Source organism: Sorangium sp. So ce281, assembly GCF_051527395.1.
Lineage (GTDB): Bacteria > Myxococcota_A > Polyangia > Polyangiales > Polyangiaceae > Sorangium > Sorangium cellulosum_B.
In genome coordinates, this window is sequence record NZ_CP150322.1 from 11836323 (window position 1) to 11860148 (window position 23826).

20 protein-coding genes are annotated in these 23826 nt (G+C 71.8%); 9 read left to right on the forward strand and 11 right to left on the reverse strand.

The window, feature by feature from the left end; genetic code table 11:
- Positions 1–168: 168 nt before the first annotated feature.
- Together WMF27_RS45415 and WMF27_RS45420 are read right to left on the reverse strand one after the other, a co-directional pair.
- On the reverse strand, positions 169–1092 hold the full coding sequence (locus tag WMF27_RS45415) for a DMT family transporter (RefSeq protein WP_437762635.1): 924 nt from the start codon (positions 1090–1092) through the stop codon (positions 169–171).
- Between the two features lie 52 nt (positions 1093–1144).
- Complete coding sequence (locus WMF27_RS45420; RefSeq protein WP_437762634.1) at positions 1145–1798, reverse strand: DUF4291 domain-containing protein; 654 nt, start codon at positions 1796–1798, stop codon at positions 1145–1147.
- Between the two features lie 273 nt (positions 1799–2071).
- On the opposite strand from WMF27_RS45420, the gene WMF27_RS45425 reads away from it, so the two are divergent.
- From WMF27_RS45425 to WMF27_RS45440, 4 genes are all read left to right on the forward strand, one after another.
- Positions 2072–4267 (forward strand): beta-propeller domain-containing protein, encoded by a 2196-nt coding sequence (locus WMF27_RS45425; protein ID WP_437762633.1) that lies wholly within the window; start codon positions 2072–2074, stop codon positions 4265–4267.
- Between the two features lie 86 nt (positions 4268–4353).
- Positions 4354–5283, forward strand: a complete 930-nt coding sequence (locus tag WMF27_RS45430) for a phosphatase PAP2 family protein (protein WP_437762632.1) — start codon at positions 4354–4356, stop codon at positions 5281–5283.
- A gap of 182 nt (positions 5284–5465) precedes the next feature.
- Positions 5466–5594, forward strand: a complete 129-nt coding sequence (locus WMF27_RS45435) for a hypothetical protein (protein WP_437762631.1) — start codon at positions 5466–5468, stop codon at positions 5592–5594.
- Between the two features lie 160 nt (positions 5595–5754).
- Positions 5755–9660, forward strand: coding sequence for a DUF4215 domain-containing protein (locus WMF27_RS45440; RefSeq protein ID WP_437769925.1), 3906 nt, complete (start codon positions 5755–5757; stop codon positions 9658–9660).
- 7 nt (positions 9661–9667) lie between these two features.
- On the opposite strand, the gene WMF27_RS45445 is transcribed toward WMF27_RS45440, so the two are convergent.
- Positions 9668–11449: an ATP-binding protein gene (locus WMF27_RS45445; RefSeq protein WP_437762630.1), complete on the reverse strand. Its 1782-nt coding sequence runs from the start codon at positions 11447–11449 to the stop codon at positions 9668–9670.
- Positions 11450–11876: 427 nt separating this feature from the next.
- On the opposite strand from WMF27_RS45445, the gene WMF27_RS45450 reads away from it, so the two are divergent.
- The 5 genes from WMF27_RS45450 to WMF27_RS45470 all read left to right on the forward strand — a co-directional run bounded on the left by WMF27_RS45450 (position 11877) and on the right by WMF27_RS45470 (position 17098).
- A complete protein-coding gene (locus WMF27_RS45450; RefSeq protein ID WP_437762629.1) occupies positions 11877–13865 on the forward strand; it encodes a methyl-accepting chemotaxis protein in 1989 nt (662 codons plus the stop codon).
- A 34-nt stretch (positions 13866–13899) separates the two neighbouring features.
- Positions 13900–14898, forward strand: coding sequence for an FHA domain-containing protein (locus WMF27_RS45455; RefSeq protein ID WP_437762628.1), 999 nt, complete (start codon positions 13900–13902; stop codon positions 14896–14898).
- Positions 14899–14954: 56 nt separating this feature from the next.
- On the forward strand, positions 14955–15419 hold the full coding sequence (locus WMF27_RS45460; protein WP_437762627.1) for a 1,2-dihydroxy-3-keto-5-methylthiopentene dioxygenase: 465 nt from the start codon (positions 14955–14957) through the stop codon (positions 15417–15419).
- 14 nt (positions 15420–15433) lie between these two features.
- Positions 15434–15802: a cupin domain-containing protein gene (locus tag WMF27_RS45465; protein WP_437762626.1), complete on the forward strand. Its 369-nt coding sequence runs from the start codon at positions 15434–15436 to the stop codon at positions 15800–15802.
- A gap of 132 nt (positions 15803–15934) precedes the next feature.
- Positions 15935–17098 carry a flavin reductase gene (locus WMF27_RS45470; RefSeq protein ID WP_437762625.1) on the forward strand — a complete coding sequence of 388 codons (1164 nt, stop codon included), beginning with the start codon at positions 15935–15937 and terminating at the stop codon, positions 17096–17098.
- 32 nt (positions 17099–17130) lie between these two features.
- Here WMF27_RS45470 and WMF27_RS45475 read toward each other — a convergent pair whose 3' ends face one another.
- Genes WMF27_RS45475 through WMF27_RS45510 form a run of 8 tightly spaced genes read right to left on the reverse strand, consistent with a single transcriptional unit; the run spans position 17131 to position 23750 of the window.
- On the reverse strand, positions 17131–18042 hold the full coding sequence (locus WMF27_RS45475; protein WP_437762624.1) for a methylenetetrahydrofolate reductase: 912 nt from the start codon (positions 18040–18042) through the stop codon (positions 17131–17133).
- Between the two features lie 40 nt (positions 18043–18082).
- Positions 18083–18370, reverse strand: coding sequence for an MSMEG_0570 family nitrogen starvation response protein (locus WMF27_RS45480; RefSeq protein WP_012241608.1), 288 nt, complete (start codon positions 18368–18370; stop codon positions 18083–18085).
- Between the two features lie 20 nt (positions 18371–18390).
- A complete protein-coding gene (locus WMF27_RS45485; RefSeq protein ID WP_437762623.1) occupies positions 18391–19593 on the reverse strand; it encodes an MSMEG_0565 family glycosyltransferase in 1203 nt (400 codons plus the stop codon).
- Positions 19590–20546: a sll0787 family AIR synthase-like protein gene (locus WMF27_RS45490; protein ID WP_437762622.1), complete on the reverse strand. Its 957-nt coding sequence runs from the start codon at positions 20544–20546 to the stop codon at positions 19590–19592. Before WMF27_RS45490 ends, WMF27_RS45485 begins: the two co-directional genes overlap by 4 nt.
- The gene (locus WMF27_RS45495) at positions 20546–21052 is read right to left on the reverse strand and encodes an MSMEG_0567/Sll0786 family nitrogen starvation N-acetyltransferase (RefSeq protein WP_373372214.1); all 507 of its coding nucleotides are present in this window, start codon (positions 21050–21052) and stop codon (positions 20546–20548) included. The genes WMF27_RS45490 and WMF27_RS45495 overlap by 1 nt, the downstream gene beginning before the upstream one ends.
- Entirely contained in the window at positions 20949–22280 is a 1332-nt protein-coding gene (locus tag WMF27_RS45500) for an MSMEG_0568 family radical SAM protein (RefSeq protein ID WP_437943652.1), read from the reverse strand. Before WMF27_RS45500 ends, WMF27_RS45495 begins: the two co-directional genes overlap by 104 nt.
- A complete protein-coding gene (locus WMF27_RS45505; protein ID WP_012241613.1) occupies positions 22225–23253 on the reverse strand; it encodes a Nit6803 family nitrilase in 1029 nt (342 codons plus the stop codon). Before WMF27_RS45505 ends, WMF27_RS45500 begins: the two co-directional genes overlap by 56 nt.
- A 14-nt stretch (positions 23254–23267) precedes the next feature.
- A complete protein-coding gene (locus tag WMF27_RS45510; RefSeq protein ID WP_012241614.1) occupies positions 23268–23750 on the reverse strand; it encodes an MSMEG_0572/Sll0783 family nitrogen starvation response protein in 483 nt (160 codons plus the stop codon).
- Between the last annotated feature and the right edge of the window lie 76 nt (positions 23751–23826).

The following is a 23826-nucleotide window of genomic DNA, read 5'->3' on the forward strand; positions in this document are numbered from 1 at the left end:
GAATCTCCGCGAACGCCGACGCTCCGGCGCCGTCGCGTGACCGGCGTCCTCCGCGAACCGCGCCCGCTCGCCGAGGTCGCGGACGCGGCCCACTCGGCGGAACTCCCAGGCTCGGAGCGGGCCCCTCCCGCCATGCTGGGTCGGAGCGCCCAACGAGGCGCAGGGCATTCAGGTCGTCTTCGGCTTGTACGTGGCGAAGAAGAGGCCCGGCACGACGAGCGCCGCGCCGAGCCAGTGGTAGAGGGCAAAGGCCTCGCCGAGGAGCAGCCAGGCCAGCACGGCGGTATAGACCGGCGACAGGTAGAGCAGCAGGCCGGTGCGGCTGGGGCCGAGATGCTCGGTGATATAGCCGTACGTGGCATAGGCGCCGACGCCCGGCACGAGGACCAGGGTCAGCACGGTGGCGACGGTGCGCAGGTCGAAATGCGGCGCGCCGCGGCTGGCCAGCTCCCAGCCGAGCAGCGGCAAGAGGAGGATCGCGCCGGCCAGCGCGATCGCGGCGAGCCGCGCCTGGACCCCCAGCGGATCGGGCCAGCGCTTCAGCAATACGGTGTAGAGCGCCCAGGAGATCGCGGCGCCGAGGATCATCAGGTCACCCGTGCTGAAGCTGAGCGCCAGCAGCGCCGCCGCGTCGCCGCGCAGCACGATGACCAGCACGCCGGCCAGCGCCAGCGCGGCGCCCAGGCCCTGGCGCCGGCTGAGCCGCTCTCCGAACATGGCCCGTGACAGCAGGAGGATGATCACCGGCGAGACGGCGTAAATCAGGCCGATATTGGTGGCCGTGGTGGTGGCGGCGCCGTGATAGACGCCGGCGCCGCAGATGCCCATGCCGAGCAGGCCGAGCAGGGCAACTCGGGCCCAGTTCCGCCGCAGCGCGGCGCGGGCGCGCCACAGCTCGCGGCCGCAGAAGGGGAGCAGCACCAGCACGACGCCCGTCCAGCGCAGCTCCGCCAGCGCCACCGGCGGGATGAAATCGGCCGTGGCGCGGGCCAGCAGCATGTTGGCGGTGAACAGCGCCGGGGTGACGAACAGAAGGACGTGGGCGATGCGTCGCTGGCGGGACTCGGCAATGCCGAGAGAGCTGGAGGCCATTGGCGCCGACAGTAGGGGAGCGCCGCTACCCTGGCCAGGGCTCGCCGTCCCGCTACGCCCCCCAGCGCTCTATCCCAACCCGCCTCGCTGCCTCCGCCGCTGTCGGCCAATACACCTCTTCCCGCGGGATCTCGATCTGCCCGGCACCCCGGCCGCGCAGCACCTCCCTCTGCTCCGCCACGAGCGCCGAGACGTCCTCCACGCCCACCGTCCACTCCTCGGCGAACCGCCGCAGCGTCGCGCCCCGCAGACCGAGCTGGATCGCCCTCCGCGCGACCGGCGCGCCCGACGGATGGTGGTCCGGATCCCACTGGAGCCGCACGTCCGAGCGCTGGAGATCGCTCTTCCACGCCTCCTCGCTCGGGTGCAGCTCGGGCACGAAGCCCGACGGCACCGCGGCCGCCAGGATGGCGTCGAACCCCGCGCGCTGGATGCGGGTGGCCAGCACCGCCTCCTGGTCGGGCTTCGTGCCCCAGCCCGAGCGGAACATCATCCAGAGGAAGTTCGGCTTGATCCAGCTCATGCGGCCGAAGCTGAACTCCGGCCCTCCGAGCCGCTGGTGCAGGGCCGCGTGGCGCGCGATCGACGGACGGTACGCCTGATAAACCACGATGGTCTCGGCGTCGAACTGCGCGAGGATATGGCGTCCTGCCGAGGGCCAGCGGGCGGCCTGCGCAGCATACGACTCGAGCTCCAGCTTCTTCATCACGCCTGCATCACTCCCTCCTCGTGCGCTTCTCGACCCACCCTGCCTCGTCCGAGCCCCCGTGTCACCGCGGCGTTCCTCTTCCTCCTCACTTCCTCCTGGGCCCTCTGGCGCCTGCGCGCCGACCCAATCAGGTGTCAGGCGCAGGTTGTGCCGGCATGTGCCAAGCGGAGTCCGTCGTATCTGCCCGTAATTGCTGAAAAAATGTCTCGGCATGTCGAGTGCTTCTCCTGAGGCCATCGATCCGAACGACAGATGGACACGGAGACTCACATGCGATCATTCTACAGGGGTTGTACGCTTGTTTCTCTGCTTGCGCTAGGCGCCAGCTTCGCCGCCTGCTCGCGCGGAAGCGGATCGGGCGGGCCCGCGCAGACGGGCCTGGCGCAGAGCGCCCTCACGCCCGCGACGAGCTGCGACGATGTCGAGGCGCTGCTGCGCGAACGGCTGAAGCAGAACATGGCCAAGTCGGTCGACGTGGCGCGGAAGTCCGCCCTGCTGGAGCTCGAGGGCGGGTGCTACTGGTCCGGAGCGGACGGCGGGGTCGTCGCATCCGCCTCCTCCGGCTCCTCTTCCTCCACGGGAGGGCCCGTCTCGCCGCCGGCCGAGGAGGCAGGGGGCGGGGGTGTCGACGACGGGGGTGCCAAGGAGTACTCGACGACCAACACGCAGGAAGCGGACGTCGACGAGGCCGACTTCATCAAGAACGACGGAGAGCACGTCTACATCCTGGCCCACGGGCAATTCCAGATCTTCGACGCGTGGCCCGCCGCCGACATGCACCGCGTCGCGTCGGTCGCGATCGAGGGGGAGCCGAAGAAGCTCTTCATCCACGAGAAGCGCGCCCTCGTGTACTCGTCGCTGTCCCCGTCCTCGTCGCCTGACGGCGAGGTCTCTTATTCTTCCAGCCGTGAGTGCACGTACGGATACGACTGCGAGTTCACGGGCGACGGCACGCCGCTCCTGGTCACCGAGCTCGACATCAGCGACCTCACGGCGCCGGCCGTCGTGCGGACGCTGAAGTTCTCCGGATCGTTCCTCAACGCCCGGCGCATCGGGAGCGCGGTGCACACGGTCGTGGCCTCCCCCGAGCCGACGGTGGAGGGACTCTCTACCTGGCCAGAGGGACTCGATATCTGCTCCCTGTCCAACCAGGGGGTCAACCCGTCCACGGTGGCCGCCGTGAACAGCGCGTACGACGAGCTCCTGGAGAAGAACCTCGCCCTCATCGACGCGGCCCCGCTCGACATCCAGCTGCCCACCGTCGAGGACACGGTGTACCGGGACGGCGTGGCCTCGCCGAGCAGCCACGCCCCGTTCGTGGCCTGCGAGAACTTCTACCTGTCGAACACGGGCGACGGGCAGAGCTTCCTCTCGGTCGTCTCGACCGAGCTCGGCACCGAGGCGTTCGGCCAGACCACGATCGTGGGCAGGCCCGGCGCCGTCTACGCGACCGCGGACTCGCTCTACGTGGCGAGCCGGCACCAGTACGGCCAGACGTACGGCTGGTTCTACGACGACGGCGAGACGACGCCCGACGCGACGACCATCCACAAGTTCGCGCTGAGCGAGCGCGCGGCGCCGAGCGCGTACCTGGGGAGCGGCGTCGTGAAGGGGCGCGTGCTCAACCAGTTCGCCCTCAGCGAGCACGAGGGTTATCTCCGCATCGCGACCACCACCGGGCACCTGCCCGACCCGGACACGCACAACACCGTCGCGTCGCTGAAGCAGGAGGGCGGCGAGCTCGTGGTCAAGGGGATGGTGGACCAGCTCGCTCCCGGCGAGGACATCCGATCCGCCCGCTTCTACGGCGACGTCGGGTTCGTCGTGACCTTCAAGAAGACCGACCCGCTCTACACCATCGACTTCTCGGATCCCGAGGCGCCGAGGGTGCGCGGCGAGCTGAAGATCCCCGGCTTCTCGACCTACATGCACATGATCGACGAGGGCCACGTCATGAGCATCGGCTACGACGCCGACGACCAGGGCGACTTCGCGTGGTTCCAGGGGATCCTGCTCCAGATCTTCGACGTGACGGACCTCGACGCGCCGAGGCTCGCGCACAAGGAGGTGATCGGGACGCGCGGCTCCGCGAGCGACGCCGCGACCAACCACCTCGCGTTCAACTACTTCACCCAGCGGGGGCTGCTCGGGATCCCCATGGTCATCTGCGAGGGCGGGAGCGGCGGCGACTTCGGCGACACGATGACGTTCAGCGGGCTGCTCGTCTACAAGGTGGATACCGGCGCGGGCTTCACGTCCGTCGGGGGCGTGCCCCACCCGCTGCCCGACGCGAGCGCGGGCGGGAGCGGCCCGAGCTGCGGGAGCTGGTGGAGCAACGCGACGTCGTTCGTGAAGCGGAGCGTCTTCATGGAGGATCACGTCTACTCCGTCTCCGAGGACGAGATCCGGGTCGCCAACATCAGCGATCTCGCGACGCCGGAAGCCGTCGTGTCCCTCGTCCCCTGAGCGAGATCGAACGTGCGCCGCACCGAGCCGGACGGCCCGGATGCGCCCGTGGCGCGCGAAGATGCGCCCCGCTATAGAGCTCCGGCATGGAAGCGCTGGACCTCCCCGCCGAGCAGCTGGCCTCGGCGGTCGGCGCGCGGCCCTTGCTGCTGCTCGCGCTGCTCTTGATCGGAACGGTGGGGGTGCTCCTCGGGCTCGTCGCCGTCGCGCGCTTCTCCGACCGCCACGCGCGGGCGCTGTGGGCGTGGGCCGTCCGGGCTTACGCCGCGGCGGCCGCGCACCCGGTCACGCGGCGCCTCTCGGCCCGGTTCCCCGCGGTCGCGAGGGTGCTGCGCGAGCTCTCCGCGGCCGAGTACCTCGTGATCCACCTCGGCCTCGGGCTGGTGCTCAGCATGGCCGCGCTCGTGTTCGTCGCGCTCGCGGAGGGGGTGCGCGAGGGCGAGCCGATCGTGGACGTCGATCTCGCGCTCGCGCGCGCGCTCCACGCGTCGTCGAGCCGCGCCGGGGTGGCGGCGCTCCGCGCGTTCACCCTCCTCGGCAGCTTCTGGGCGCTCGCGCTGCTCGCGGTCGTCTTGGCCGCGGCGCTGCTGAGGCGGGGCCGGCGCGTCCTCGCGGTCGGGTGGCTCTTCGCGCTCGTCGGCGGCGGGCTCCTCAACACCGCGCTCAAGGCGCTGTTCGCCCGGCCGCGGCCGACGTTCGCCGATCCGCTCGCGGTGGCCGCGGGGTGGAGCTTTCCGAGCGGGCACTCGATGGGCACGTTCGTCGCCTTTGGCATGCTCTCGTACCTGGGCCTGCTGCTCCTCCGGACGCTGCGCGCCCGCCTCGTGCTCGTCGCGCTCGCGCTCGGCTGGACCGTGGTGATGGGCTTCAGCCGCATGTACCTCGGCGTGCACTACCTGAGCGACGTGCTCGCGGGGTTCGCCGCGGGCACCGTGTGGCTGGCCGTCTGCATCTCGGGGATCGAGGTCGCGCGGCGCAGGCCGGGCCGGGTCGACGGGCAGCCGCTGCGTGCCTGAGACGGCCAGCCGCGCCCGCCGCGAGGTGGGCAGTCGCAGGCGGCTGAGCGGCGGCTGGCCCGCGCGAACCTCGCCGCCGCCCTGATCCGCGGCGAGCCCGGCGATGTCAAGATCGAACTCCGGCCGTGCCCGATTCGACATCAGGCCGCGAGCTCCTCAGGCAGAAGCTGAGTTGAGTCACGATGGAAAAAAACATCGTTGTCGAAATTCTCGCCGAGACCATCGAGGCCATGGTGCAGGACCGAGGTGGAAGCCGGGGCGCAGAACCACGGCGGCGACTGGCGGTGAGCGCGATGGCGAGCAACGAATGAAGACCCGCGCCGAGCACAGCAGCGCCGCCGATTTCGCCTGGAGCCGGGGTGCACTTTTACGATAAAGTGTGTCTAGCGCCGTTTGCTCGGGAAGAGCGCAACTTGCGTTATCGAGGTGGCCGTGGGTTTTAGGACGTCTTATCTGGCTTTGGCGGTGGGATTGCTTCAGATCACGGTCGCTTGCGGCGGGGGCGGCGCGACCACGAGCGATGCGACCGGCTCCGGGAGCGGCGCGAACTCCGGCGGCGGCGCGCCTGGCGTCGGCGGCGCCGGCGGGACCGGCGGTGAGCCCGAGTTCACGGTGGGCAGCGGCATCGGCCTCGGCGGCAACGGCGGCGGCGAGCCGGGCCCGTGCGAGGTCGATGATCCGCCCCCCGAGTGCTTCCTGCCTCCCGACCCCGCCTGCGGGGACGCGGCGCTGAACCAGGCGTCCGAGGCCTGCGACGACGGCAATACGCTGCCGGGCGACGGCTGCTCGGGGCAGTGCCAGGTCGAGCCTTACTGGGAGTGTCCGACGGCCGGCCAGCCTTGCGAGCTGACCATCGCGTGCGGCGACGGCGTCGTCGACCCCGGCGAGTTCTGCGACGACGGCAACAACATCGACGGCGATGGCTGCAGCGCCGACTGTTACTACGTCGACCCCTCGTACGTGTGCCCGAAGCCGGGCGAGCCGTGCATCCTGCTCTACGACTGCGGCGACGGCCGCGTGAACGGCTCGGAGGAGTGCGAGGACGGCGGCGACCCGCCTGCGTCCGGCGACGGCTGCAGCGCGGACTGCAAGCGCGAGGCGGGGTACCAGTGCAGCCGGCCCGGTCTGCCGTGTACGCGGCTGCCGGTCTGCGGCAACGGCGCCAAGGAGGCCGGCGAGGGGTGCGACGACGGCAACACCGCGAGCGGCGACGGCTGCTCGAGCCTGTGCCGGCAGGAGCCCTATTACAACTGCCCGACCCCGGGATCGCCCTGCGTGCGGCTGGTCGAGTGCGGCGACGGCAAGGTTCAGCCGGGCGAGCTCTGTGACGACGGCAACGCCGTGGGCGGCGACGGTTGCTCCGCCGACTGCCAGGTGAAGGACCCGGCCTACGTGTGCCCCGCGCCGGGCCAGCCGTGCATCCCGCTCTACCTGTGCGGCGATGGCCGCGTGAGCGGCAACGAGCAGTGCGACGACGGCGACGACCCGCCGGAGAGCGGCGACGGCTGCTCGGCGGACTGCCGGCTCGAGGAGGGCTGGGTCTGCAAGCCCGGCCAGCCCTGCACCGTGAGGACCTATTGCGGCGACGGCGTCGTGCAGCTCGGCGAGCAGTGCGATGACGGCGGGGGGACGTCCCCTGAGGGCGGCGACGGCTGCACCGCGCAGTGCAAGATCGAGGTCGGCTGGACGTGCCCGCCGGCGGGCGGGCGCTGCACCCCGCCGCCGCCGCCCGTGTGCGGCGACGGCAAGATCGGCGGCACCGAGGTGTGCGACGACGGGCAGCAGCCCCCGGCGAGCGGCGACGGCTGCAGCGCCGATTGCCAGACGATCGAGGACGGGTGGGATTGCTCGCGCGTCGGGTTCCCCTGCAAGACCATCTGCGGCGACGGGCTCAAGCGCGGCGCCGAGCAGTGCGACGACGGCGATCTCGTCTCGGGCGACGGCTGCGACGAGACGTGCCGCATCGAGCCCGGGCGGGTGTGCACCAACGGCGTGCCCCAGGACTGCACGGGCTACTCGGTCTGCGGCAACGGCGTCCGCGAGGGCACCGAGGCCTGCGACGACGGCAACGGCAACTGGCGCGACGGCTGCACGCCGGACTGCAAGGGCGAGCCGGACTGCAGCGGCGGCGCGTGCATCTCGAAGTGCGGTGACGGCATGCTCCTGCCCGGCGACACCACCGAGGCGTGCGACGACGGCAACACCGTGAGCGGCGACGGCTGCTCCGCGACGTGCACGATCGAGCCGGGCTACACCTGCGCCGTTCAGCCCACCGAGATGCGGCTGCCGATGGTCATCCGCGACTTCATTGGCTGGTGCCCGGACGGCCCCGACAGCTACGACCGCGCCCTCAGCAACAGCGCGTGCGACAACAACCTGACGGACAGCCTCGTCGGGCACTTCGATTTCGAGATCGCGCCCAGCAACGCCAGCGGCATTCAGACCGACCGCACGGTCCAGACGACCCTCGACGCCGACGGCAAGCCCGTGAGCAGGTTCGGCCCCGGCTTCGTCACGCCGAGCGACGCGAACGGCTGGACCACGGGGCAGAACAACTTCCAGTGGTGGTACCGGGACAACCCGACGTACAACAGGACGCTCGTCACCACCATCGAGCTGCTCCCGGACGCCGGCAGGTACGTGTACCAGCGGAGCCCGTTCTGGCCGGTGGACCCCACCCCGCCGAATGGCGATCCCGTGCTCAACAACCTGGTCTCCGCCGGGCTGGAGAAGGCGCAGCAGAGCAACCCCTCGCACAACTACTACTTCACGAGCGAGGTCCGGTACTGGTTCCAGTTCACGCCAAACGGCGCTGCGGCCGATCCGGTGCTCACCTTCTTCGGTGACGACGATGTCTGGGTGTTCATCAAGAACACGTTGACCGCGGACATCGGCGGCATCCACGGGCAGCTCCAGGAGAGCGTGACCATCCTGGACAACGGCGACGCCCGCGTGACCCCCTGCAACCAGAACGTCTGCCCGGCGGACGCCCGCAACCCCTACGAGGTCGACCTGAACCTCGAGCCGGGCAGGGTCTACGAGATCGCGGTGTTCCAGGCCGAGCGCCACATCACCGGGTCGAACTACCAGCTCACGCTGTCGGGCTTCAGCGCCGGCACGTCGGTGTGCACGCCGCAGTGCGGGGTCGACGAGCCGGTCGTGACGCCGGGCGAGGAGTGCGACGACGGCAGCGAGAACGGGACGGGCTACGGCGAGTGCAACAACTGCCAGCTCGGGCCGTACTGCGGCGACGGCCAGAGGAACGGCCCGGAGACCTGCGACAACGGGGTCAACAACAGCGCGTACGCCAACGCCTCGAACGCCTGCGCGCCGGGGTGCGTGGCCCCGCCCCGGTGCGGCGACGGCGCGGTCAACGCGCCGTACGAGGCGTGCGACCTCGGCGCCGGCAACACGGCGAACGGCTACGGCGGCTGCACGCTCGAGTGCGAGATCGGGCCGTACTGCGGCGACGGCGCGACGAACGGCCCCGAGCAGTGCGACAACGGCAGCAACGACGGCTTCTACGGCACGTGCAACCCGAACTGCACGCCCGCCCCGCGGTGCGGCGACGGCAACGTCGACGCGGAGTGGGGTGAGGAGTGCGACGACCCGGCCGACCCGAACTGCGTGGGCTGCCAGCTCGGGGCGCTCTGCGGCGACGCGGTGGTGCAGGCGAGCTACGGCGAGGAGTGCGACGACGGCGTCAACGACGGCGGCTACGGCGAGTGCGCGCCGATGTGCCTCTACGGCCCGCGCTGCGGCGACGGCGTGGTGCAGCCCGACGAGGAGGACTGCGACCTCGGCGAGGCCGACAACAACGGCGCTTACAACGGGTGCACTCAGCACTGCTCGTACGGGCCGTACTGCGGCGACGCGGCCGTCAACGGCGCTGAGACCTGCGACGACGGCGTGAACGACGGCTTCTACGGCAGCTGCTTCCCCGATTGCACGCCGGCGGCCAAGTGCGGCGACAGCCGCGTCGACGAGGACTGGGGCGAGCAGTGCGATCCCCCGAACGATGCGACCGGCTGCAGCGAGAACTGCCGCCTCGGCGCCCAGTGCGGCGACTCGGTGGTGCAGGCCAACCTCGGCGAGAAGTGCGACGACGGCGTGAACGACGGCGGCTACGGCGAGTGCGGCCCCAGCTGTCTGTACGGCCCGCGCTGCGGCGACGGCGTGGTCAACGGCCCCGAGCAGTGCGACGACGGGGACGGCAACAACACCGGCGGCTACGGCAAGTGCGCGCCGGGGTGCGTGTACGGCCCGTACTGCGGCGACGGTGAGCGCCAGGCCCCGTACGAGGAGTGCGACGACGCGAACAACACGAGCGGCGACGGCTGCAGCTCGGCCTGCAAGCACGACGGCCAACCTCTCTAGCCGCCCCTCACGCCCCCGACCGCGGCGCCACCGGTGGCCGCGGTCGCACCGTGGTGTCACCCAGCGGCTTCTCCAGGAGGGGAGGGCCCGCGATGGGCAGCCAGATCTCGAAGACTGCTCCCCCCTTCTTGGCCTTGCGGTAGGTGATCTCACCGCCGTGCTCGAACACGATCCGCTGTGCGATCGCGAGGCCTAGCCCCGTCCCCTTCTCCTTGCTGGTCGCGTAGGGCTCGAACAGGCGCGGCACCATTTCCTCCGCCACGCCCGGGCCGTTGTCGCGCACCACGATCCGCACGCGATCGTTCGGCAGCGGGCCGATCGTCACCGAGACGCGCGGGTCGCGCCGGATGGCGCTCGCGGCGTCCAGCCCGTTCTGGACCAGGTTCGTGAGGACCTGGATCAGCTGATCGCGATCGGCCGAGACCTCCGGGATCGAATCCGCCACGAGCTCGACGCGCGGCGACGGCGCGCCGGTGCCGGAGGTGGCGCCCGCGCCGGACGTCGCCTCGCCCGACGCCGGGGCGGCGTGCAGCGTGACCACCCCGCGCGCGACCGCGACGAGGTCGATGGGCGTGAGGTTCGGCGGCGGCAGGCGCGCGAACCGGGTGAACTCGGTCACGATGTTCGCGATCCGGTGGACCTCGTTCAGGACCGTCGACGTCGCCTCCGCGAAGTAGTCGTCGAACGCCGGGTCGTCGCGCTGACGGAGCCGGCGCAGCGTCTCCACCGCCGCACGGATGGGCGCCAGCGGGTTCTTGATCTCGTGGGCGATCTGGCGCGCGACCTCGCGCCGCGCGGCGATGCGCTCGGTCGCGGCCAGGCGCTTGCGCATCGCCGCGAGCTCGTCGATGGTCGCGTTGAACGCCGCCGCGAGATCCGCGATCTCCCGCCCCCCGCGCCCCTCCACACGCCGCGGCGCGCCGCTCATCACCTCGCGCGTCTCGCGGGCCAGCGCCACGAGCGGCCGCGACAGGCTGCGCGCCAGCACGACGGCCATCGCGACGGCGATCGCCAGCACCGTGGCGCCGGTCAGCGCGATCGCGCGATCGAGCCGGGCGAGCGCCTGCCTCAGCGGATCGCGCGGAACGGACGCGACAACGTCAAGGCCCGGGATCTCGGCGAAATGGAGGACGCGCACGACCTCCGCCTCGCTGCTCCGAGGGGCGAGCTCCCCCTCCCGCGCCGCCGTGAGGCGCACATGGTACGCCTCGCCGATCCGTGCGAGGACCGGGCCGATCCGCCGCGCCCCCACGAGGCCGATGGTCACCCCGTGGCTCGAGAGGGCGCAGTGGACCTCCAGCGACGGCTCGGCGCCCGCCTTCGCCGGCCGGAGCCGCGGCGCGCCCCCGGGGGCCTGGATCAGCTCCGCGAGCCGCTTGTCGCGCGCGCCGATGCGCGCGGCGTCCTCGGCTCCGAGGACGCTCCCGTCGCCCGCCACGAGCGACAGCTCGTCGAGGCGCAGCGCCTTCGCCTGGCTCGGGACCAGCCGCCCGAGGGCGATGCGGCTCCCCGGGTCCATCGCGTCCGGGTCGCCCTTGGCGCGCTCCAGCTCGACATGGGCCTTGTCGACGAACGTGTCGTGCCGGCAGAGCGGCGGCAGGAGGTCGCGCAGCGCGTCGGCCTCCCACGCAAGCAGCTGCCGGACGCCTGCATGCGCCGCGTCGATCCGCTCGGCGAAGCCGCCCTCGATGATCTCGCGCGACGCCTCGCGGAGGGTCAGCCCGACGAACGCCGTCGCGATGATCGCGACGAGCCCGAAGGCGAGCAGGAGGCGAGCGGCGAGGGACATGGCGGGACGGCCACGCCCGCCCGGCCGCGCGGCCGCCGGTACGGCCGGGCGGCCGCCGCGGTCCGCGGCGGTGTTCAGGGTCGGTGCGGTCGAACCTAGAGGAATCGGCGCCGGCGCCGAGCCCCCGCGGCGGGCTCCTTCTCCGCCGCAACCTCCGTGCATACGCCATCGGGTCGAGATCGTCCAAGTTCATCGCGTTTCCCCCAGCCGCGAGGGCCCGCCCCCTGCGCCTCTGCCCAGGAGATCTCGGTTCGCGGCTCGCCTGCCCTCGGGTTCCTTGCCGCGCTTGCCGGAGCTTGCCGCGCCTCTGCCGCGCGCTCTCCTTGCACCGGGGGGCACTCGCCTCTTACGCTCGGTCGTCCTTCGGGGTCGCCCTTGGCGCGCCGGCCAGCGCGCGCCACAGCTCGACCGCGCTGGAACGCACGAAATGAACTCCAAGCAGCTCTCCATCCCCATCGCCGTCATCCTCGCGCTCATCGGCTTCGGGCTGAGTTTCGCGTCGAAGTGGCTGGCGGAGTTCTCGGGCCAGCTGTTCATGGTCTTCGGCTTCGCCGCGGCGGTGGCGGTGGTGTACGCGAGCCTCGCGGGCAAGGGCGGCGTCCCCCTGGGAGGCCTGCGCGACGCGCTCCGCGGCGCCGCCCGGGGCAAGCGGCCCAAGCTCCCCGAGGGCGCCCCCGCCGACGTCGCCGAGACCTACGAGCAGATCGCCGAGATCGCCGGCCGCCAGCTCGAGCTCGCGGAGGAGCGCCACGCGCTCGCCGAGGAGCGCGACAAGCTCGCGAGGGAGCGCGACGGCCTGAGCCGGGAGCGCGACGGCATCGCGAAGGAGCGCGACACCCTCGAGCGGGAGCGGGACAACCTGAGCCGGGAGCGCGACGGCATCGCGAAGGAGCGCGACACCCTCGAGCGGGAGTGCTCGACGCTCACCCGCAAGGTCAACGATCTCGCGCAGCGCGGCCCCGACATCGACGTCGACGCGCTCGTGGACGCCGTGCTCCGCGCCACCGCCGGCGAGCGGGTGCGCGTCCCGCCGGGCTCGTCGCCCGAGCTCTCGCGCCTCTACGCGGAGCTCAGCGGCATCGCGGAGCGGATCACCCAGGCGGAGCTGCGCGACAAGCAGCGCCGCTCGGAGCTGGCGCAGGCCACCGTGCTGCTCGACGAGCTGCTGCCCAAGCTCAGCGACGGCGTGAGCAGCGTCATGCACGCGAGCGAGCAGGCCACCGTGTACATCCGCGAGATGACGACCGCCCTCGCCAACATCGCGCAGTCGGTCGAGTCGCTCGCGTCGAGCGCGGAGGAGTCGAGCTCGAGCATCCTCGAGATGACGGCCACGAACGAGGAGGTCGCCGAGAACGTCGGCGAGCTCGGGTCGAGCGTGCGCGAGACGGTCTCCTCGATCGAGGAGATGGCCTACTCCATCCGCGAGGTCGCGAAGAACGTCGACGCCCTGGCGCTGACGGCCGAGGAGACGAGCTCCTCGATGAACCAGATGGACGTCTCGATCGACCAGGTCCAGTCGAACGCGAACGAGACGGCCCGGCTCTCGGAGGAGGTGGCGACCGACGCCGAGAAGGGCGCCGAGGCGATCCTGAAGACGATCGGCGAGATCTACCGCATCAAGGAGTCGAGCCAGGAGGCCGTGGCGGTCATCTCGAACCTCGGCTTCCGCATCGAGGCGATCGGGCAGATCCTCGCCGTCATCGACGACGTCGCCGAGCAGACGAACCTCCTCGCGCTGAACGCCGCGATCATCGCCGCCCAGGCCGGCGAGCACGGCAAGGGCTTCGCCGTCGTCGCCGACGAGATCAAGGACCTCGCCGAGCGCGCCGGCGGCAGCACGAAGGAGATCGCCGAGCTCATCAAGACCATCCAGTCCGAGTCGAAGAACGCGATCGCCGCCGTCGAGCGCGGCGCTCACAACGTCGACCGCGGCGTCGAGGTCTCGAACGAGGCCGAGCGGGCCCTCAAGAAGATCCTCGAGAGCTCGCAGAAGTCGACCAACATGGTGCGCGCGATCGCCCGCGCCACGGTCGAGCAGGCCAAGGGGTCGAAGCAGGTCACGGACGCGATCGGGCGCATCGCCGAGACGGTGCAGCAGATCGCCGCCGCCACGGCGGAGCAGGCGCGCGGCTCGGAGCTCATCATGAAGAGCGCCGAGAAGATGCGGACCATCACCCAGCACGTGGAGCGGTCGAGCCAGGAGCAGGCGCGCGGCGGTCGCCAGATCACGAGCGCGATCGAGCAGATCTCGCACATGGTCAACAGCCTCAACGCCTCGCACCGCAGCCAGACGCGCGGCGGCGAGCAGCTCGTCGAGGCCGGCAAGCGCATCGAGGAGGCGGCGCGGCAGCAGGACCAGGCGGTGCGCCAGCTCCTCAGCGCGTCCGAGCGGATGCGCCGTACGGCGGCGATTTGAGGCCGAGCCGCCCCCTCGCGCGCAGGCAGCATCGATGGCGTTGACGATCGTGGTGCTCGCGCCCGACGGGGCGGGGAAGGCGGGCGGGGGCGAGCTCTCCCTGACGCTGGACGCGCCCCGCGTCATCCTCGGCCGCGCGGAGAGCTGCGAGGTGCGCCTCCCCGACACGAGCGTGAGCCCCCGGCACGCGTCGATCCGGCAGCGGGGCGCCACGTACCTGCTCCTCGACGAGGGCAGCGAGAACGGCACGTTCCTCGGCAAGACGCGCATCGCCCTGCGCACGGCGATGCCCCTGAAGACCGGCGACCGCATCCGCGTCGGGCGCGTGTGGCTCCTGCTCCGGATCGAGCCGGCGGTCGCGAAGGCCGCCCCGGCGGCCGCCGCCAAGGAGCTCGCCCTCGAGCTCGTCGCGCGCGGCCTCGCGGCGCAAGGGGAGGATCCGGCGCCGCGCGTGCTCGTGGTCGACGGCCCCGACAGCGGCCGCGTGTTGCGGATCGAGGAGGCGGCGCGGCCCTACATCCTCGGGCGCGCCAGGGACACCGATCTCGTCCTCGACGACCCGGACGTCTCTCGCCGTCATCTGGCCATTACCCGCAGGGGCGATCAATTCTCGGTTCAAGATCTCGGATCGCGCTCGGGCGCTTCGCTCGACGGCGTGCCGGTGCCTCAGTTCGATACGATCTGGCGTCCTGGACAGGTGCTCGCGATCTCGGGTGATCGGCTCATCTTCGAGCACCCGGCCGCCGAGGCGCTCGCGGAGATCGAGCGCAGCCCGTGTGAGCCGCTCCGTCCAGACGCGGTGTTCGAGCCGCCGTCGCTCGAGGAGCCGAAGGCAGCGCATTCCACGCCGACGCCTCCGCCTGCCTCGGTGAGCACGAGTTCGTCGCTCGCGCAGCCCGCTGAAGCGGCTCCGGCGTCTCGCGCGGCGCAGGGAAGTGGATGGGGCTTCACAGAGGCGCTCATTGCCCTGCTCGCGCTTGGTGTGCTGGCGCTCAGCATTGCTGGCCTGTTGTGGCTGCTGGGGCGCTCTTAGCGTCTTGACGTCGCGCGCGCGCAGGGTTCGAAGAGCGCAGTCCCGGAGGGGTGCGCATGCGTGCGATCCGAATGAGTGCTGACGGCGAGGGCGAGGCCACCGAGGCGGAGCTTCAGGCGGAAGGGATCCGGTGCGGCGCGTTCGACCCGGGCGCAGCTGCGCTCGCCTTGCAGCGCGTGGTCGCGGACCGCGGATGGACGGAGCACGAGGATGTCCGCCGCGACGGCAGCAAGCCGCGCGACGAGGCGGAGAGCGCGAGAGAGGCGGATGAGCACTGCCACCTGGGCGACGAGGTGCGGCTCTTCGTGGAGGGACAGGGCTGTTACGACATCCGTTGCACGAACGACGATTGGCTGCGGATCTGGGTCGGCGCGGGCGATCTCATCGCCGTGCCGGCGCGGCGCTACCATCGCTTCATGGCGAGCAAGGCCGGCGCGATCCGCTACCTGCAGCCGTACGGCGGCCGTCACCTGCTCATGCAGCTCTACCGCGTGTCCGATGATCGGACGCGCGCGATGTGATCGCGAGGTACCCCATGGCGCATCCCTACCGTCTCGTCACCTCCAGGGCCCGGATCCCCGTCCCTGGCGGCAAGCTCATCGAGGAGCTCTTCGGCCGCGTGAACACCGGCACGGAGGGGTTCAGCCTGGCGCACATGGTGGCCCCGCCGGGCTGGGGCGAGCCGGCGCAGACGCCTTCGTTCGGCGAGCTGACGCTCGTGATCCGCGGCCGTGTGCGCGCCGAGATCGCGGGCGAGACGGTCGACGTCTCGCCCGGCCAGGCCCTCTGGACGGAGCCCGATCAGCGCGTCCGCTACAGCAACCCGTTCGACGAGGAGAGCGAGTATTTCGCGCTCTGCATACCGGCCTTCGCGCCGGACCTGGCGCGGCGCGACGCCGAGTGAGCTCCGCAGTGCGCGGCGTCGGCGCGTGATTTGCGCGGCGGCGCGCAGCGCGCGCATCGCGGTGCGCGGCGCCAGCGCGCGCGCCGCGCAGATCCTGGATCCCTGGTGGGCGCCGAGCGCGTACTATGCCCCATGCTCTTCGATCCCGCGGAGTTCCGGAAGGTGCTGGGCCAGTTCGCGACCGGGGTCACGGTCGTGACCACGGTGCAGGACGGCACGCCGCAGGCGATGACGGTGAACTCGTTCAGCGCGGTCTCGCTCGACCCGCCGCTCGTGCTGTTCTGCGCGGACAGGCGGTCGCGCACGAGCGCGGCCATCGCGGCGTCCGGGGTCTTCGCGGTGAACATCCTGCGGGACCAGCAGCGGGAGCTCTCGGACCTGTTCGCCGGCAAGGGCACGGATATCGATCGGCAGGCGGTGCTCACCGAGGCTCACGTGGCCGAGTCGGGCAGCCCGATCCTCAAGGACGTGCTGGCCTTCCTCGACTGCAAGCTGGAGCACACGTACGACGGGGGCGATCACATCATCTACGTCGGTCGCGTGCTCGCGTCGGGCCGGGGGGAGGCGGGCGCGCCGCTCCTGTATTACCGGGGCACGTACCAGGCCCTCGACGACGTCTGGCGGTGGCGCGATCGCTACGCGGCGCGGGAGCAGGCGACCCCGTTCCACGAGCTCGTCGACTTCTTCGATCGCATGCAGGCGGAGGGCCCTTATGCGACGCTCATCGACGAGCTCGTCACGCTGGTCGATCCGGGCGTCGAGGAGCGGTGCCTCGACCTCGGCTGCGGCACGGGCCGCCTGACGCGCGAGATGGGTCGCCGCTGCCACGAGTCGATCGGGATCGACGCGACGGCGGCGATGGTGGAGCGCGCCGCGCAGCGGGCGAAGGCGCTCGGCCTGGACAACGTGACGTTCCGGGAGGCGCTGGCGACGCGGCTGCCGTTCCCCGACGCCTCGTTCGACGTGGTGACCGCGTCGAACCTGCTCCTGCACCTGCCCGAGCCGGGCCCGGTGCTGGTCGAGGCGGCGCGCGTCCTCCGCCCGGGCGGCCGCCTGGCGCTGCTCGAGCCCGCGGCCACGATGAGCCGCGCCGCGATGGCCGGCTACCTGCGCGGCCACCGGTACAATCCGTCGACGGCCCACGCGATGCTGGCGTGGGCCGACGCGGCGGAGGTCACCTACCGCCACACCGAGGACAAGCTCGGCGGCGAGCTGGGCGGCGCAGGGCTCCAGGTCGACCGCCGCGAGCGCCGGATGAACGGCCTCGCGCTGCTCTGGATCGCCCGCAAGGCCTGAGCGCGCCGCCCGAAGCGCCCCGCGCTAGAGGCTCATGCCGCCCGCCGGAGCCCTGCCTCGTCGACCAGCCGGGGCACCCAGTCCTCCGCGCCGATGGACCGCATGTGGATGCCCGAGAGCCCGGGGATGTCGCGGAGCCCCCGGATGAGCTCCAGCGTGATCCGGTAGCTCTCCCCCTCCGCGTCGCCGCTCAGGCGGACGCGCTCGATCAGGTGATCGGGGACCACGAGGCCCGGCACCTTCTGCAGGAAGCTCAGCCGATCCACGCCCGCGAACGGGAAGATCGCCGCGATGAAGTGCGCCCGCTCGTGCAGCCCGCGCTCCACCACCGCGGCCATCCAGCGGCGCATCGACGCGAGCTCGAACACCGCCTGCACCTGGATGAAGCTCGCGCCCGCGTCGATCTTCGCGGCGAGCCGGTCCATCGCCCCGGCGATCGCCTGCTCCGCGCACGGGAAATCGATGGTCCCGACGTGGAAGTAGGGCGCCGGCGAGACGACGTCGCCGTTGAAGAGCTTCCCCTCGCGCGTCAGGCGGCGGGTCAGCTCGATCGCCGCGTAGCTGTCGACGTCGCTCACCTCCTTCGCGTCGGGATCGGAGCCGATGGCGCACGGGTAGCCGCCGAGGACGATGATGTTCGAGAGCCCGAGCGCCGCCATCCCGAGGAGGTCGCCCTGGAGGGCGATCTTGTTCTTGTGGCGGAGCGAGAACTGGAGCACCGGCTCGAGCCCCTCCTGCTTCACGAAATGGCCGACTGCCATGTTGGCGCAGCGCGCCTGCGAGAGCAGGTGATCGTTGATCTGCACCACATCCACACAGCCCGCCATGTTTCGGGCGTGCTTCAGCAGCTTCTCCAGATCGTAGTGACGCGGGGGCGTCAGCTCGGCGGAAACGAGGAACTGGCGCTCGCTGAGGAGGCGCTCCATCTTCGACTTCGTCACCATCTCCTGCTCCTTCCGTCACTCGACGAACCTGAGGACTGCGTCACTCGACGAACCTGAGGACCCGGACCTTGGCCCCGCTCCGGCCGTGGAACCGCGCGGCCGCGCTCGCGATGCGCGCCGCCTCGGCCCGCGCCAGGCTGCAGGGGAACCCATACTTCTTGAAGACCCGCTCGCTCGCGATATCGAGCGCCGTCCGGCAACGCGACACGAAGTCGTCGAGGTCGTAGCTCTCCCCGACGTCGAGGTGCTCCTTCACGACGAGCGACGGAGAGTAACAGACCTGCTGCTCGCCGCTCGGCCACTCGATAACGAAGCGCATCTCCGGCATATGTCGCTCGCTTGCTCGCCCTAGGTTTGGCGGGATCCAAGGAACTCGCGGTAGACGCCGGCCGCGGTGCGGGCCGAACGTTCCCACGTGTACCGGGCCGCGGTCTCGAGCCCCGCGGCGCGGAGGCGCCGCCTCACGCCCTCGTCCAGGATAGCCTCCATTGCGCCGGCGAGATCGTCTGTTCTCGAGGGATCGACGAGCAGCGCGCTCTCGCCGTCGGCGAGGAACTCGGTGAAGGGAGGTTGCGCAGAGCTCACCACCGGCGCCCCCGAGGCCATCGCCTCGAGCAGGACGAGCCCGAACCCCTCGCGGACGGACGGAAAGACGAACGCGTCGGCCAGCCGGTAGAGCGGCGGGACCAGCGCGTCGGGGAGCACGCCCGCGAGGACGAGCGGCGGCGGCGACGCGCCCGAAGGCGAGGGCCACACGCCGCCTTCGCGCGCGATCGCCTCGAACTCGCGCTGGTAAGGTTCGTAGTCGAACAGCGTCTCTCCGCCGGCGATGATGAGCTGGGCTCCGGGCAGCCGCTTCCGCACCGACAGGAACGCCTTGAGCAGGCCGATCGAGTTCTTGCGCGGCTCGACGCCGCCCACGGTCACGTAGAGCGGCGATCCGGTGGCGTCGAGGCGCGCGCGCAGCGCCGCGTCCCGCTCGTCGGGCGTGGCCGTGTAGCGGCGCAGGCTCACGCCGTTCGGGACGATCGCCGCGTCGACGCCGTGCTCGGCCCGGAGCGCCTCCCTCCACGCCTCGCTGACCACGAGGCACGCGTCGGCCTCGCGCACGGAGCGGTCCTGGCAGGCGCGCAGGTACGGGCTGTCGTAGTCGTCGAGGTGGTGCACCGTCCGGAGGAAGCGGGGGACGCGCCCCTCGGCGCGCAGGGCCGCGAGCGCGTTGGCGCTGATGCAATCCTGGGAGTGCCAGACGTCGTGCCGCGCCCCGAGGCGGCGCAGGCCGTCCTCGAACTCCGCGATGCGCTGCTTCACGACCGCGTCGATCCCCGCCTGGGGGGGCGCGGCGGGCACGAGGACCGAGGGGCAGCGCGGCGCGCGGTAGAAGCCGCCCTGGTCCTTGTTCAGCGCGTAGATGCAGACCGAGACGCCGAGGTCGTGGAGCGCCTCCGCGAGCTCGACCGTGTGCACGACGCCGCCGCGCGGCTTGGTCGAGTAGGTGAGGAGCGCGACCGAGAGCGGCGCGTCGTCGGCTGGCGCAGCGCGGGCGCTCATCGCGCGCCCTCGCGCGCGAGCCCGGTGAGCGGCTCCGCGGAGAGGTCCCAGAGCGTCTGCCGCTCGCCGGCGGCCTGGAGGGTGAGCCGCCGCGAGCCGTCGACCGCGCCGACCGCCGCGCTCGCGATGCCCCGCCGCGCGAACGCGGAGAGCACCTCGCCGGCGACCCCCGGGCGCACGCTGAGCAGGAAGCCGTAGCTCGGGAACGCGAGCAGCCAGCGCGCGAGCGGGACGTCGCGCGGCCTCGGGACGGCCTCCAGATCGAGCACCGCGCCGGCGCAGGACGTCTCCAGGAGCATGAGCAGCGTCCCCGCGACGCCGCCCATGCTGATGTCCTTGCCCGCGTCGCACAGGCCCGCCTCGGCGAGGGCGGGCAGGACCTCGAGGTCGCCGCGCAGCCGCGCCGGGTCCGCGCCCGTCGAGGCGTTCCAGAACGGGTGCTCCGCGTGCATCTCGCCGCGCAGATCGATCGCCGCGACGAGCACGTCGCCGGGGCGCGCCGCGAAGCTCGTGATGAGCCGCCGCGCACGGCCCGCGATGGCGACGGCGAGGGCGTTGTAGGGGCTGCGCGCGCTCGTATGCCCTCCGACGATCGGCACGCCGTAGGCGCGCGAGGCGGCGACCATGCCCTCCCAGACCGGCTCCAGCGCGCCGGCCGAGGTCCCCCAGACGACGTCGACCACGGCGACGGGGCGGCCGCCCATCGCGTAGACGTCGCTGACGTTGACCATCACGGCGCTGTAGCCGGCGAACCGCGGGTCGCCTTCGAGGAACGCCGGCCAGATCCCCTCGGCGGCGAGGAGCAGGTAGCCGTCTCCGTCGGGGATGGCCGCGCAGTCGTCGCCGAGCGCCGCGCCCGGCGCGCCGGACAGGTGCCGCGCCGGGATCTGCACGTCCCGCTTCGCGAGGACGCCGATCGCGCCGCGCAGCTCGGCCGCGACGCCGCCGAGCATCAGCGGAACCTCTGCCCGGGCGGCGGGCGGGGCTCGTCGCTCGGCGGGTAGCTGTCGAGGTCGGCCTCCATCAGGTGGTGCGGCCGCTCGCGGTGCGATCGCTCCTCGAGGGAGCGCCAGTGGATGCCCTCGAAGAACGGGACGTTGGCCGCCTGGACGAGCGCGAGGAACCGGCGGCACCCCCAGCCGTGGGCGGTGGTGACCGCCTTGTGGACGAGGCCGCGGCCGACCACGCCCTGCTTGCGGTGGGCGCGCTCGACGCCGAGCCGGCCGCCGTACCAGAGGCCGGGCTCCGCCTCGTAGATGCGCACGGTGCCGACGAGCCGCGGGCCCCCGGGCGCCCCGTGCTCCAGGGCGGCGATGGGGAACGCGGAGCCGTCCCAGTCGTCCTCGTCGGTGGTCTTAAACAGCCCTTGCTCGTCGCAGAAGATGGCCCGGCGCAAGCGGAGGTACTCGAGGTACGTGTCCCTGCTCTGCACAAGCTCGAAGCTGTAACGTGGCGTCATCGGAGCTCTCCGAGGTTGGTGTCCATGCCGCGCCGGGTCCCGGCCGCGCCGCGGGCCGGCCTTCTGCCTCGAAGCCCGAGAGCCCCGAGCAGGCGCCGCAGCGGGCGCAGCCCGCCTTCACGTCGGTCGAGCGCAGCCCCGCCCGCGCGAGCAGCGGGCCGATGTGCTCGTAGAGCGCCCGCATGAAGTCCCCCGAGGGCGGCGCGCGATCGGCCCCGGGCGTCCCGGGGATGGGCACGAGCGGGACGAGGAACGGATAGACCCCCAGCGCGATGAGCCGCTCGCTCGCGTCGAGCAGCGACGCCAGGGAGTCGCCGAGCCCCGCGATGAGGTACGTCGACACCTGGCCGCGCCCGAACACCCGCACGGCCGCCTCGAACGCCTCGAAGTAGCGGGCCACGCTCACCTCGGCCTTGCCCGGCATCGCGGCCGCGCGCACCTCGTCCTCGACCGCCTCGAGGTGCATGCCCAGGCTGTCGACGCCGGCGGCGCGCATCCGGTCGAACCAGGCGAAATCGTCGGGCGGCTCGCACTGCGCCTGCACGGGCAGAGCGACGCGCGCCTTGATGCCGCGCGCGCAGTCGGCGAGGTGCGCCGCGCCGCGATCCGCCGACCGCGGCGTGCCCGTCGTCAGCGTCACGTGCCGCACCCCGTCGAGCCGCGCCGCCGCCTCGGCGACCTCGCCGAGCTGCTCGGGCGTCTTCTTCGCGGTGGTGCGCCCCGCCGCGAGCGACTGCCCGATCGCGCAGAACGTGCAGGCCTTCTCGCGCTCCGTGTACCGGATGCACGTCTGGAGCACCGTCGAGGCGAGGACGTCCGCCCCGTGCAGCAGCGCGATCTTGGGGTAGGGGACGCCGTCCTTCGTCGAGAGGGCGTAGAAGCGCGGCTCCTTGACGAGGGCGATGGGCGCGAGCTCCTGGCCGTCCCGCTCCACGGTCCCCGCGCCGTCGCGCCCGAGCCGCGCGACGAACGGCGACGCCGCCGCCTGGTCGGTGTGGATCGGGATCATCACCGTGGCCCCGCGCAGCGTCGCCGCGACGTGCTGGGTCGGCCCCGCGCCGCCGCGCCGCGAGGTCCACGCCGCGCGGCGGCCGCCACCCTCGCCGGAGGCCTCGCCGGAGGCGGGCTCCGGCGAGGGCGCGGCGCCCGCCTCGAGGGCGCCCTCGGGGGCCTCAGCCAGCCTCAGGCCGAACGACTGGAGCTCGGTGATCAGCGTCTGGGTATCCATGGTCCACCGCCGCAGGGGCAAGGGAGGAGGCCTTGGGGCTGCCCGCGCCGAGCGTTATCGAGCGCTCCGCCGTATCCATCCAAAGCCGCAGCAAGTCGGGCCGGGCGTAGTGCCCCGCCGCATCCATCATCCGCTTTCGCTTCGTGATCAGGGCGAAATCGAGCTCGGCGACGGCCATCCCCTCGCCGTCGGTCACGGGCGGGCACGCGTGCACGCCCTCGGGCGTCACGATCGCCGTCATGCACCCGCCGCGCAGCACGCCCTGGATCTGCTCGTTCGGAGCGACCTCCCGGACCTGCTCCGGCGTCAGGAAGGCCGTGGCGTTCACCACGAAGCAGCCCGACTCCAGCGCGTGGTGCCGGATCGTCACCTCCATCTGCTCGGCGAAGATGGGCCCGACAAGGGAGCCGGGGAACTGGCTGCAATGGATCTGCTCGTGCTGCGCGATGAGCGCGAACCGCGCGAGCGGGTTGTAGTGCTCCCAGCAGGCGAGCGCGCCGAGCCTCCCGGCCGCGGTGTCCACCGTCCTGAGCCCCGAGCCGTCGCCCTGCCCCCAGATCATGCGCTCATGGTAGGTCGGCGTGATCTTGCGCCGGTGGAGCACCAGGGAGCCGTCGCTGTCGAAGACGAGCTGCGCGTTGTAGAGCGTCCCGTGATCGCGCTCGTTCACGCCGAGCACCACGACCACCCCGTGCGCGCGCGCGGCGGCCGCCACGGCCCGCGTCACCGGGCCGGGGACGGTGACCGCCTCGTCGTAAAGGCGCATGTGCTCCTTCCCCATGGCGGGCGGCGGGAGCACGAAGGAGAAGTACGGGTAATACGGGACGAACGCCTCGGGGAAGACGCACAGCTCGGCGCCCTCCTTCGCGGCCCTGGCGATCGCGGCGACGACGCGCTCGGTCGTCCCGTCCCGGCTGCCCAGGACGGGACTGGCCTGCACCGCGGCCGCCCGGACTTTGCGGTTGAACTCCATGGACCGCGCTCGGATCAGAGCGTCCAGGAGTGGACCATGAAGGCGTTGTCCCGGCGGTGGATCAGCTGGATGTCGAGCACGTCGAGCGGGCTGATGGGCTTGATGCCCGGGATCAGCGCGTGCTCGCCGTGGCCGTAGAGCGCCTGCAGCGCGAACCGGCAGGCGTACACCTTGCCGCCCTCCTCCATGAACCGGCCGATCTGCTGGTTCACCGCGAGGTGCCCGGAGAACGCCTCGCTGCCGAGCTTGGGGAAGCCGCGCTGGAGCCCCAGGGTGACGCCCGGCCCATAGAGCAGGATGGATGTCTCAAACCCCTTACGTTGCAGGCGGATCGCCGTCAGCACGTTGACGAGGCCGATCGACCCTTCGAAGGCCACCGTGTGAAAGGTAACCAGCGCCTTCTCTCCCGGCTTCGCCTTGACGTCTTCGAAGACCTTCTCCTCGTAATCGACCAGGAAGTCACCAGCGTTGTAAGCGGGATACGTCGGCTTGGGCATTGGTTACCTCTCTCCTAGAATGAATTAGTTGAGAACATAGTGGTTTTCTGGGCGCAAGGAAAATGCAGGAGCCCTC